Consider the following 11,159-nt stretch of genomic DNA (forward strand, 5'->3'; position numbering starts at 1 on the left):
CTTGCCCGCCAGCACGATGTTCGAGATGAAGAAGCCGACATAGATAAGTGCGGTGAAGAACACGATCAAAAGCGCGCCGTAGCGGCCGAACTGGCCACGGCTTTGAACCATTTGCGGAATCCCCAGCTGCGGTCCCTGCGCAGAGGCCAAGGCGATGAACACGCCTCCGATCAGATGCCCGAGCACGATTGCGATCAACCCCCACAAAAGGTTCAGGTGGAACACCTGGACCACCATGGCGCCGGTGACGATTGGCAGTGGCGCGATGTTGGTACTGAACCAGAGGGTGAATAGGTCACGCGCCTTCCCATGGCGCTCGGCAGGTGGAACGTAATCGACCGTGTGATTCTCGACAAACTGGTGTTGCGACGACGGTTGGGACATAGGTTTCAGCTCGAAAGGTCGTTTTTATCGTTGTAAGGAAACCGCATCTAGGCGGCCTCTCAGCTGCGGACCATATTATGGTATTCCAAACTTTTGACAACACTGATCCGTAGTAAAAAACGCTAGCTGCACCCCTTGCGCAGCGCCTGCGACAAACCGACTCACCGCTCAAAGCCAAGGTTTACGGGGCCTTGAGCCGCTCATCGTTAAATGTGCGCTTAGAAAATTCCGCTTGCAAAATAGGTATTACGGTATACCATCAGACACATCAACGATAAAAACCGCGGACCACCGCAGCCTTTTAGAGGTACTTCCGATGATTGACGCAACCGTCTACAAGAACGTCCTGGGCTCTTTCCCGTCCGGCGTTACCGTCATCACCACCCTGGACGACGACGGCTCGGTCGTCGGCCTGACCGCCAGTGCGTTCTCTTCCCTGTCGATGGACCCACCGCTGGTGCTGTTCTGCCCCAACTACACTTCCGACTCCTACCCCGTACTGATCAAGCAAAAGCGCTTCGCCATTCACCTGCTCTCCGGTGAGCAGCAGGCCGAAGCCTACGCGTTCGCCAAGAAAGGCAAAGACAAGGCCAGCGGCATCGAGTGGAGCCTGAGCGAACTGGGCAACCCGATCCTGGCTGGCGCCACCGCCGTCATCGAGTGCGAACTGTGGCGTGAGTATGAAGGGGGTGACCACGCCATCATGGTTGGCAAGGTACATAACCTGATCGTCCCCGAGGAAGCACCCCGGCCGATGATCTATTGCCGCGGCAAGATGGCCAGCCTGCCGGCATTTGCCTGAGCCTATTGTGAATCGAGACACCTGGCGCCTGCCAAACCTGGCGACAGACACTTACAAGCGTTGAGGAAAGCCCCATGAAATTTTCGTTGTTCGTGCACATGGAACGTTGGGATGAACAGGTTAGCCACCGCCAGCTGTTCGAAGATCTGACCGAACTGACCCTGATGGCCGAGCACGGCGGTTTCAGCACCGTATGGATCGGCGAACACCACGCCATGGAATACACCATTTCGCCAAGCCCGATGCCGCTGCTGGCCTACCTGGCCGCACGTACCGATAAAATTCGCCTGGGCGCCGGCACCATCATCGCCCCGTTCTGGAACCCGATCCGCGTCGCTGGCGAATGCGCCCTGCTCGACGTGATCAGCAACGGCCGCATGGAAGTGGGCCTGGCCCGGGGCGCCTATCAGTTCGAGTTCGATCGCATGGCAGGTGGCATGCCAGCCACCGATGGCGGCAAAGCCCTGCGCGAAATGGTGCCGGTGGTGCGCAAGCTATGGGAAGGCGACTATGCCCACGAGGGCGAGGTCTACAAATTCCCCACCTCCACTAGCGTACCAAAGCCCTTCAACGCCACGCCGCCAATGTGGATCGCCGCTCGCGACCCCGACTCGCATAATTTCGCCGTGGCCAACGGCTGCAACGTCATGGTCACGCCATTGATGAAAGGCGACGAGGAAGTGCTGGACCTGAAGAACAAGTTCCAGGCCGCATTGGACAACAACCCCGACGTTCCTCGGCCGCAATTGATGGTACTGCGCCACACCCATGTCCACAGCCCATCTGAGCCCGATGGCTGGAAGATTGGCGCCCAGGCCATCTCACGCTTCTACCGCACCTTCGACGCCTGGTTCGGCAACAAGACCACCCCGGTCAACGGCTTCCTGGAGCCAAGCCCTGAGTCGAAGTTCGCCGAAGTCCCGGCCTTCCAGTTGGACAATATCCGCAAGAACACCATGATCGGTACGCCGCAAGAGATCATCGCCCGAATCAAGTACTACCAAGAGCTGGGTGTCGATGAGTTCAGCTTCTGGTGCGACAACAGCCTGCCCCACGCCGAGAAGAAAAAGTCGCTGGAGCTGTTCATCAAGGAAGTGGTGCCGGCGTTCGCCTGAATTCCCATTGCCTGAGACATTGCGGGACGCGCCCGCTCACGTTGGCCCCAGTGGCCGACGTGAGCGGGATTTTTTTGTCCGGTGTATGCCCTGGGACGCGTGGTGGTTCGCGGAACGAGCGCCGCGCGGGCGGCGCTGGATCTCCAAGTCCCCACAAATCCCAAGCCATCCCCCCACCTTTCGTCCTGGGACAACAGAAATTTTCAGGCACCTATTGCACAACAAATATTATGGTATACCATCAGACAACAAGAGCTGATAACCCTCACCAGGAGCCCCTCCATGAGTTTCGAAATCCGCAAGATCGTCACCTATTCCGAAGAGACCCGTATCGAAGGCGGCAAGGCCACCGACAAGCCTGTGACCATGGTCGGCCTGGCCGTGGTGATCAAGAACCCATGGGCCGGTCGCGGTTTCGTTGAAGATCTGAAGCCGGAAATTCGCGCCAATTGCTCGGAGCTCGGTGCCCTGATGGTCGAACGCCTGACGGCCGCAATCGGTGGTGCCGACAAGATCGAAGCCTATGGCAAGGCCGCTGTGGTCGGCGCCGATGGCGAAATCGAGCATGCTTCGGCCGTGATTCACACCCTGCGCTTTGGCAACCACTACCGCGAGGCGGTCAAGGCCAAGAGCTACCTGAGCTTCACCAACAAGCGCGGCGGCCCAGGCACCTCGATCCAGATCCCGATGATGCAAAAGGACGACGAAGGCCTGCGCTCGCACTACATCACTCTGGAAATGCAGATCGAAGACGCGCCGCGCGCCGATGAGATCGTGGTGGTTCTGGGCGCAGCCGACGGGGGCCGCCTGCACCCGCGCATCGGCAACCGCTATATCGACCTGGAAGAACTGGCTGCCGAAAAAGCCAACGCTCAATAACAACAACCAAGACGGGCCGGGGCGTGGCGTGCTTACCCGCCGTGCCCGACCTTCAAGGAGCGCCCTCCATGATTCAGCCTGTCGCTGAACACACACCTGCCGGCACCAGTTACCTGTCCGTCGGCCAGGGCCAACCCGTGGTACTGATTCACGGCGTGGGTTTGAACAAGGAAATGTGGGGCGGTCAGATCGTTGGCCTGGCCAACGACTACCGCGTCATCGTCTACGATATGCTTGGCCACGGCCAGAGCGCCCTGCCGGCCGCCGACATTGGCCTGGAGGGCTATGCCGCCCAGCTCGCCGAGCTGCTTGACCATTTGCAGATTCAACAAGCCACGGTCATTGGTTTTTCCATGGGTGGCCTGGTCGCCCGGGCCTTTGCCTTGAGCTATCCGCAGCGTCTGGCTGCCCTGGTTGTGCTCAACAGCGTATTCAACCGTACGCCCGAGCAGAGTGCCGGGGTCATCGCCCGCGCTGCCCAGGCTGCGCAGCTAGGCCCGGACGCCAACGTCGACGCTGCCCTGGACCGCTGGTTCAGCCGTGAATACAAGGCTGCCAACCCGGCGCAGGTCGCCGCCATTCGCCAAGTACTGGCGAACAATGACCCGCAGGGGTATCACACCACTTATTCGCTGTTCGCTACCCAGGACATGTACCGCGCAAGCGACCTGGGCACTATCCAGGTGCCGACGTTGATCGCCACCGGCGAACTCGACGCGGGCTCCACCCCTGCCATGACCCGTCAGCTTGCCGCCAGCATTCCTGGCGCACAAAGCGTGGTCCTTGCCGAGCAACGGCATATGATGCCAGTGGAAGCACCGCGGGAAGTCAACAAGATGCTTCTGGACTTTCTCGCCCAAGCCCGCATCCTCACCGAATCCGCCAAGGGGATTGTTGCATGACCCTCGTTCGTTTCCAGATGTGCATCGACGGCCAATGGCTCGATGCCCAGAGCGGCAAGACCTTCGACAGCCTCAACCCGGCCACTGCAAAGGCCTGGGCACAACTGCCCGACGCCGACCAGGCCGATGTCGAGCTGGCCGTGCAGGCCGCCCAGCGTGCCTTCGAAAGCCCGGCCTGGCGCAGCATCACCGCCACCGCACGGGGCAAGCTGCTGCGCCGCCTGGGTGACCTGATCGCCGAAAACAAAGAGCACCTGGCTCAACTCGAAAGCCGTGACAACGGCAAGCTGATCCGTGAAACCCGCGGCCAGGTCGGGTACCTGCCGGAGTTCTTCCACTACACCGCCGGCCTGGCAGACAAGCTCGAGGGTGGCACACTGCCGCTGGACAAGCCCGACCTGTTCGCCTACACCGTGCACGAGCCGATCGGCGTGGTCGCCGGGATCATCCCGTGGAACAGCCCGCTGTATCTGACCGCGATCAAGCTCGCCCCAGCACTGGCCGCTGGTAACACCATCGTGCTCAAGCCGTCCGAACACGCCTCGGCAACCATCCTGGAATTGGCTCGCCTTGCATTGGAAGCCGGCTTCCCGGCCGGCGTAGTCAACGTGGTCACCGGCTACGGCCCAAGCACCGGCGCAGCGCTGACCCGCCACCCGCTGGTGCGCAAGATCGCCTTCACCGGTGGCGCCGCCACAGCGCGCCATGTAGTGCGCAGTAGCGCTGAGAACTTCGCCAAGCTGTCGCTGGAGCTGGGCGGCAAGTCGCCGAACATCATCTTCGCTGACGCCGACCTGGACAGCGCCATCAACGGCGCGGTGGCCGGCATCTATGCAGCCTCCGGGCAGAGCTGCGTGGCAGGTTCGCGCCTGCTGGTGCAAGACGAAATCTTCGACGAATTCGTCGAACGCCTGATCGCCCGCGCCAAACGCATTCGCATCGGCAACCCGCAGGACGACGCCAGCGAAATGGGCCCGATGGCCACCGCGCAGCAATTGGCTGTGGTCGAAGGCCTGGTGGCAGCCGCCAAGGCCGAAGGCGCCAAGCTGCACATGGGTGGCAAACGTGCCGAGGTCGAAGGTGATGGCTGGTTCTACGAACCGACCCTGTTCGAGTGCGACAGCAACTCGATGACCATCATGCAGGAAGAGGTGTTCGGCCCGGTCGCCGCCGTCATCCGTTTCAAGACCGAAGAGCAGGCCCTGGCCATCGCCAACGATTCGCAGTTCGGCCTGGCCGCCGGCATCTGGACCCGCGACCTGGGCCGCGCCCATCGCCTGGCGCGAGACGTACGCTCGGGGATCATCTGGGTCAACACCTATCGTGCCGTGTCGGCCATGGCGCCGATCGGCGGCTTCAAGAACAGCGGCTATGGCCGCGAGAGCGGCATCGATTCGGTGCTGGCCTATACCGAGCTGAAGACCGTGTGGATCAACCTGTCCACCGCGCCGATGCCCGACCCGTTTGTGATGCGCTAAGAGGTAGCACGAGATGATCGAACCAGGCATCTACAAAGACGTGATGGGCTCCTTCCCGTCCGGTGTCACTGTGGTCACCACTCTGGACACCGACGGCGGCATCGTCGGCATTACCGCCAGCGCGTTCAGCGCACTGTCGATAGACCCGGCGCTGGTGCTGTTCTGCCCCAACTACGCATCGGACACCTACCCGATTCTGCGCGACAGCAAGCAATTCGCCATTCACTTGCTGTCCGCCGAGCAAACCGCCGAAGCCTACGCCTTTGCAGGCAAAGGCAAGGACAAGGCCAAAGGTATCGAGTGGCAGTTGAGCGCGCTGGGCAACCCGCTGCTGACCAAGGCCACGGCGATCATCGAGTGCGAACTGTGGCGCGAATACGATGGCGGTGACCATGCCATCATTGTTGGCGCGGTGAAGAATCTGGTCCTGCCGGCCGAGCCGGTCACGCCGATGGTCTACCACAAAGGCAAGCTGGGCGCCCTGCCGCCATTGGGCTGATAGACCTCATCGGCTGCTTCGCGGGTGAACTCGCTCCCCAGCGATTGGGCAAAGGCTTGGACCTTCAGGAGCAGACTCACCCGCGAAACAGCCCACACCGATGACCCTGTTTCAGGGGCTGCACTAATCGTCTCACCCTCGGTTGCAGCCCCTTTTTTGATATGGAGCACGGCAATGAGCAACGAGAAATATGAAAAAGGCCTGCAGATCCGCACCCAGGTGCTGGGCAAGGAATACGTCAACCGCTCCATCCAGAACGCCGACGCATTCACCCAGCCACTCCAGGAGCTGGTCACCGAATATTGCTGGGGCCATGTCTGGGGCCGTGAAGGCCTCTCGCTCAAAGAGCGCAGCATGATAAACTTGGCCATGATTTCCGCGCTCAACCGGCCCCACGAGCTCAAGCTGCATATCCGCGGCGCATTGCGCAATGGCCTGAGCCGTGAACAGATTCGCGAGATCCTGCTCCAGGTCGGCATTTATTGCGGCGTGCCCGCGGCGGTGGACAGTTTCCGCCTAGCTCGCGAGGCCTTCGCCGAAGCCGATGCGGAGTCAACCCGTTAACAGCGGGCTGTCCGAACCCACGCAAGGAGCACCGATGGTTCGTGGTGCAATTGTCGGTGGGGGCCGGGCAGCCTCTATCAGAGCGCACTTGATGAAACGCCAGCCCCTCGACGACAGCTTCAAGGTCAACCGCAACCCCGTTACCCTGCGCGAAATCGTGCTCGACAAGCTGCGTGGCGCGATCATGAACTTCCACCTGCTGCCGGGTGACCGCCTGGTCGAACGCGACCTCTGCGACCGCCTCGGCGTCAGCCGCACCTCGGTGCGTGAAGCCCTGCGCCACCTGGAGTCCGAAGGCCTGGTGGAGTTTGCCGACGCCAAAGGCCCTCGCGTGGCCATCATCACCCTGGAAGACGCCCGCGATATCTACGAATTGCGCTGCGTGCTCGAAGGCTTGATCGTGCAACTGTTCACCCTCAACGCCAAGGCCAAGGACATCCGGGCGCTGGAACGTGCGCTGGAGGTCAACCGCGAAGCGTTGGAAGAAGGCGAGCTGCAGCAGGTACTGGATTCGGTGCAAGGTTTCTATGACGTGCTTCTGGAAGGCTCCGGCAACCAGGTGGCTGCGCAGCAGTTGCGTCAGTTGCAAGCCCGAATCAGCTACCTGCGCGCTACCTCGGTGTCCCAAGAGAACCGCCGCGGCGCCAGTAACCGTGAAATGGAAAAAATCGTCGAGGCCATCAAGGGCGGTGATCCGCTGGTGGCACACCAGGCCTCGGTCGATCATGTGCGCGCCGCCGCCAAGGTGGCGCTTGACTACCTGCGTCAAAAGCAGGATGACAATGCCAAAGTGCGCGACATCGTCGAGCCATTGGCCCTGAAGGAACCTCGCATAGGCCGCTGATCATGCCCAACGCCCCGCGCTATTGCCCGCACTGTACCGCCGAACTGGCTCGGGGCGTTCCCACAGGTGATACCCACGAGCGCCTGCATTGCGCCGCCTGCGGTTACATTCACTACGTGAACCCGAAAATCATCGCAGGCTGCATCATCGAGCGTGAAGGCAAGTACTTGCTATGCCAACGCGCCATCCCGCCCCGTCCGGGCACCTGGACGCTGCCCGCCGGCTTCATGGAAGCTGGCGAGACCACCGAGCAGGCAGCCCTGCGCGAGGTCTGGGAAGAAAGCGGCGTGCGCGCCGACATCGTCTCGCCCTACTCTATCTTCAGCGTGCCCAGAATCAGCGAGGTGTACATCATCTTCCGCGCCATCGCCACCGAAGAAACTGGGCAGTACGGGCCTGAAACGCTGGCCTACAAGTTCTTCGAACCCCACCAGATCCCGTGGGACGAGATCTATTACCCGGCCATCCGCCAGATCCTTGAGCGCTACATCCTTGAACGCCAAGCTGGGGTTTATGGCATCTATATGGGCAATGACGACACCGGCAAAGTGCACTTCATGCGCTAACCCAGCGTAAAGTAAACCGCCAGTACCGGGAGGCTGCCTTATAGGCCAACCCCGGATCGCTGCCTGGAAGAAGCGGCGGCGGAAAGCGCAAAACGCCCCGCTTGCAGCGTCTGCTCGAACAAACCAAAAGGGTGCGCACAGGTTTTCGCCAAAGCGCCACACCGCAGTGCTCGGCAGGCCGCAACAAACCGCTCGCCAAGCGGCTATTCTCGGTGCACCCTTATAGCCTTGTGCAAAAGGATCGGCAGAGCAGATGGCTAAATGGCTACACGGCGGCGGCCTGATGGGCGAGCGCATCCGCAGCTACGATTGGGCGAACACCACTCTCGGCCCACTGCAGACTTGGCCGCAAGCCCTCAAGACCACCGTGGCGCTGTGCCTAGGCTCGCGCTTCCCGCAGGCCGTGCTTTGGGGCCAAGAGTTGCTGACCCTGCACAATGATGCCTTCATGCCAATCCTGGGGCAGAAACCCCAGGCGTTGGGCAGGCCATTCAGTGAGGTCTGGCAAGAGGCCTGGCCCGAGATCAGCCCCATGGCTGCGCGAGCGCTAGCTGGAGAGGCAGTGTTCATCCAGGACTTTGCGCTGACCATCGAACGCAACGGTGGGCCGGAACGCGCCTACTTCACCTTCTGCTACAGCCCCATCCGTGATCACCACGGGACCGTCGTAGGCATGCTCGACACGGTTACCGAAACCACCGCCACAGTACTTGCCAACCAGCGCCTGAACTTTCTCGACGGGCTTAGCCGAGCGCTGGCTGGCGCGACGCAGGCTGACCGTATTCTCGCCATCACCACTCAACAGTTGCTCGAACACATGCAATTGTCGAGTTGCGCCTACGCCATCATGGGTCCTGACGAGGATGCTTTCACCATCTGCGGCGATGCGGTGGCCCCCGGTTCACCGCACTTGCTCGGCCAGTACCACCTGCATGACTTCGGGCAACCGGCCGTCCGCCGCCTGCGTAGCGGCCAAGCTTTGGTGATCAATAACAACCTGAGCGAGCTGGCGCCGGAGGCGGCGGCCACCTTCCAGGCCATTGGTGTCAGCGCCACCATTTGCATCCCGTTCATCGAAGACGGCCGTCTGACTGCACTGATGGCCATCCACGACAAACTCCCGCGCCAATGGACCTCCTACGAAAAGACATTGATCAGTGAAGTGACCGAGCGCTGCTGGGCGCACATCCAGCGGGTGCAGGCCTATGCCGAAACGCGCGAGACAATGGCCGCACTACAGGCACTCAATGCGTCCCTGGAGCACCGCGTCGAGGAGCGTACGACCCAGTTGCTACACACCGAAGCCGTTCTGCGCCAGGCCCAGAAACTCGAAGCCATCGGCCAGTTGACTGGCGGCGTGGCCCACGACTTCAACAACCTGCTCACCATCATGCGCTCGTCACTGCACTTCCTGCAGCGCCCCGACCTCGATATCAGCCGGCGCGAACGCTATTTGAAGACCATGACCGACTCGATAGATCGGGGCGCCAAGCTCACGGGTCAATTGCTCGCCTTCGCCAGGCGCCAGGCCCTCAGCCCCCAGGTATTCGAGGCCGCGCCACGTCTGGAGGCCATGGCTGACATGCTCGACACCGCCACTGGCGCACGGATGCTGGTGGAGCTGCAGTTGCCAGAAACGCCCTGCTACATCCGCGCCGACCTCAGCCAACTGGAAACAGCGGTGATCAACTTGATGCTCAACGGCCGCGACGCCATGTTGGGTGAAGGCACTCTGCGGCTGCAGTTGCAGGCCGATCAGTCTGTGCCGGGGCTCGATGGAGTGTTTGCCGCGATTTCGGTAGCCGATAGCGGTATGGGTATCGCGCCTGAGCTGTTGGAGCGCATCTTCGACCCGTTCTTCACCACCAAGGCACCTGGTGAAGGGACCGGCCTAGGTCTGTCCCAGGTGATCGGGTTTGCCAAGCAGTCCGGAGGCGACGTGAAGGTCAGTAGCACACCGGGCCAAGGCACCCGCTTTACCCTTTATCTGCCTCAGGAGCCTGCGCCCACCGACTCAGCGCCGGGCAGCACAGACGATGAACTACCTGCCCAGGCTGACGGCGAGCCGCTGATCCTGGTGGTCGAGGACAATCCTGATTTAGGCAACTTTACTGCGCAGATTCTCAAGGACCATGGCTACCGCATCCTTTTGGTCACCTCGGCCGAAGAGGCCCTTGCTCAGCTCAGTGGCCCCCAAGGCGATGTTGATGCGGTTTTTTCCGACGTAGTCATGCCGGGTATCGGTGGCCTGGCCCTGGCCAGGCAACTGCAACAGCAGCGGCCACACCTGCCGGTGATCCTGACCTCCGGTTACAGCGAAACAATTGCCGAAGACGGCCACGAAGGTTTCTGCTTCCTGGCCAAGCCGTACTCTGCTGAGCAGCTGTGCCAGCTATTGAACAAAAGACTTCGCGCCTAACCTCAAGGGCTGGCATTGCAAGCTCGAGCACCCAAATAGCCTGCACCATCAAGGGGCGCAGCGCCCCTATGTAGCCCGCAACAACAAAGCCCAGCGAAGCCAAAGCCCTCTACTACAGTGCTTGCCATCAACTGGCACTCAACTTGCTACCGTCCACCGCTTAACCTTTTGTCAGCCTTAGGTTTTTTAAGGTTTATGGGTACAAATTTACTAATTTCTCCTAATCGCCACGCCCCGCATCATCACTCCAACAAGAACGCGTCGCCCTTCGCCGGCACGCACCCGGGCAGCACCCGATGCCCCACCTTGCCTTGGAGTCAGTCATGACCAGTGCAGCCAATTCGGCACCCCTTATAGAAAAACACACGATCGGCTACGTACCGCCGCAAGACCGCCATGGAAAGGTAAGGGATCTGTTCACATTATGGTTCGGTGGCAACATCGCACCCCTTCCCATCGTTACCGGCGCCCTGGGCGTGCAACTGTTTCACCTGAACCTGGTGTGGGGGATCGTCGCCATTCTGGTCGGCCATCTGGTCGGGGGGGTGCTGATGGCCCTGCACTCAGCTCAGGGCCCGCAGATGGGCATCCCGCAAATGATCCAGAGCCGCGCTCAGTTCGGCACCCTCGGCGCGTTACTGGTGGTGGTGATCGCCGGGGTGATGTACATCGGCTTCTTCGCCTCCAACATCGTGCTGGCGGGCAAG

12 protein-coding genes are annotated in these 11,159 nt (G+C 61.2%); 11 read left to right on the top strand and 1 reads right to left on the bottom strand.

Features of this window, described 5'->3' with window-relative positions:
- The coding region (locus J5M56_RS23225; protein WP_207937865.1) for a cytosine permease at window positions 1–384 on the bottom strand (384 nt) is incomplete at its 3' end.
- Window positions 385–700: 316 nt separating this feature from the next.
- On the opposite strand from J5M56_RS23225, the gene J5M56_RS23230 reads away from it, so the two are divergent.
- The 11 genes from J5M56_RS23230 to J5M56_RS23280 all read left to right on the top strand — a co-directional run.
- Complete coding sequence (locus J5M56_RS23230) at window positions 701–1,186, top strand: flavin reductase family protein (RefSeq protein ID WP_060480278.1); 486 nt, start codon at window positions 701–703, stop codon at window positions 1,184–1,186.
- Between the two features lie 74 nt (window positions 1,187–1,260).
- The gene (locus J5M56_RS23235) at window positions 1,261–2,301 is read left to right on the top strand and encodes an LLM class flavin-dependent oxidoreductase (RefSeq protein ID WP_060480277.1); all 1,041 of its coding nucleotides are present in this window, start codon (window positions 1,261–1,263) and stop codon (window positions 2,299–2,301) included.
- A gap of 282 nt (window positions 2,302–2,583) precedes the next feature.
- The gene (locus J5M56_RS23240; protein ID WP_060478410.1) at window positions 2,584–3,180 is read left to right on the top strand and encodes an amino acid synthesis family protein; all 597 of its coding nucleotides are present in this window, start codon (window positions 2,584–2,586) and stop codon (window positions 3,178–3,180) included.
- Window positions 3,181–3,248: 68 nt separating this feature from the next.
- Window positions 3,249–4,082 carry an alpha/beta fold hydrolase gene (locus J5M56_RS23245; protein ID WP_060478411.1) on the top strand — a complete coding sequence of 278 codons (834 nt, stop codon included), beginning with the start codon at window positions 3,249–3,251 and terminating at the stop codon, window positions 4,080–4,082.
- Window positions 4,079–5,560 carry an aldehyde dehydrogenase gene (locus J5M56_RS23250; protein ID WP_060478412.1) on the top strand — a complete coding sequence of 494 codons (1,482 nt, stop codon included), beginning with the start codon at window positions 4,079–4,081 and terminating at the stop codon, window positions 5,558–5,560. Before J5M56_RS23245 ends, J5M56_RS23250 begins: the two co-directional genes overlap by 4 nt.
- A 13-nt stretch (window positions 5,561–5,573) precedes the next feature.
- On the top strand, window positions 5,574–6,059 hold the full coding sequence (locus J5M56_RS23255; protein ID WP_186477937.1) for a flavin reductase family protein: 486 nt from the start codon (window positions 5,574–5,576) through the stop codon (window positions 6,057–6,059).
- 174 nt (window positions 6,060–6,233) lie between these two features.
- On the top strand, window positions 6,234–6,623 hold the full coding sequence (locus J5M56_RS23260; protein ID WP_207937866.1) for a carboxymuconolactone decarboxylase family protein: 390 nt from the start codon (window positions 6,234–6,236) through the stop codon (window positions 6,621–6,623).
- 91 nt (window positions 6,624–6,714) lie between these two features.
- Window positions 6,715–7,467, top strand: coding sequence for a GntR family transcriptional regulator (locus tag J5M56_RS23265; RefSeq protein ID WP_060478478.1), 753 nt, complete (start codon window positions 6,715–6,717; stop codon window positions 7,465–7,467).
- A gap of 2 nt (window positions 7,468–7,469) precedes the next feature.
- The gene (locus tag J5M56_RS23270; protein WP_186477938.1) at window positions 7,470–8,033 is read left to right on the top strand and encodes an NUDIX hydrolase; all 564 of its coding nucleotides are present in this window, start codon (window positions 7,470–7,472) and stop codon (window positions 8,031–8,033) included.
- 253 nt (window positions 8,034–8,286) lie between these two features.
- Window positions 8,287–10,452 carry an ATP-binding protein gene (locus J5M56_RS23275; RefSeq protein WP_207937867.1) on the top strand — a complete coding sequence of 722 codons (2,166 nt, stop codon included), beginning with the start codon at window positions 8,287–8,289 and terminating at the stop codon, window positions 10,450–10,452.
- Between the two features lie 323 nt (window positions 10,453–10,775).
- The coding region (locus J5M56_RS23280) for a cytosine permease (RefSeq protein ID WP_207937868.1) at window positions 10,776–11,159 on the top strand (384 nt) is incomplete at its 3' end.

The sequence above is a fragment of the Pseudomonas sp. 51_B genome, assembly GCF_017491595.1.
GTDB lineage: Bacteria > Pseudomonadota > Gammaproteobacteria > Pseudomonadales > Pseudomonadaceae > Aquipseudomonas > Aquipseudomonas promysalinigenes.

Bases quoted from the DNA above. Each gene is read 5' to 3' on its own strand.
- J5M56_RS23255 (WP_186477937.1), top strand. From the start codon at position 5,574: ATGATCGAACCAGGCATCTACAAAGACGTGATGGGCTCCTTCCCGTCC.
- J5M56_RS23275 (WP_207937867.1), top strand. From the start codon at position 8,287: ATGGCTAAATGGCTACACGGCGGCGGCCTGATGGGCGAGCGCATCCGC.
- J5M56_RS23265 (WP_060478478.1), top strand. From the start codon at position 6,715: ATGAAACGCCAGCCCCTCGACGACAGCTTCAAGGTCAACCGCAACCCC.
- J5M56_RS23260 (WP_207937866.1), top strand. From the start codon at position 6,234: ATGAGCAACGAGAAATATGAAAAAGGCCTGCAGATCCGCACCCAGGTG.
- J5M56_RS23245 (WP_060478411.1), top strand. From the start codon at position 3,249: ATGATTCAGCCTGTCGCTGAACACACACCTGCCGGCACCAGTTACCTG.
- J5M56_RS23235 (WP_060480277.1), top strand. From the start codon at position 1,261: ATGAAATTTTCGTTGTTCGTGCACATGGAACGTTGGGATGAACAGGTT.
- J5M56_RS23250 (WP_060478412.1), top strand. From the start codon at position 4,079: ATGACCCTCGTTCGTTTCCAGATGTGCATCGACGGCCAATGGCTCGAT.
- J5M56_RS23240 (WP_060478410.1), top strand. From the start codon at position 2,584: ATGAGTTTCGAAATCCGCAAGATCGTCACCTATTCCGAAGAGACCCGT.
- J5M56_RS23270 (WP_186477938.1), top strand. From the start codon at position 7,470: ATGCCCAACGCCCCGCGCTATTGCCCGCACTGTACCGCCGAACTGGCT.
- J5M56_RS23230 (WP_060480278.1), top strand. From the start codon at position 701: ATGATTGACGCAACCGTCTACAAGAACGTCCTGGGCTCTTTCCCGTCC.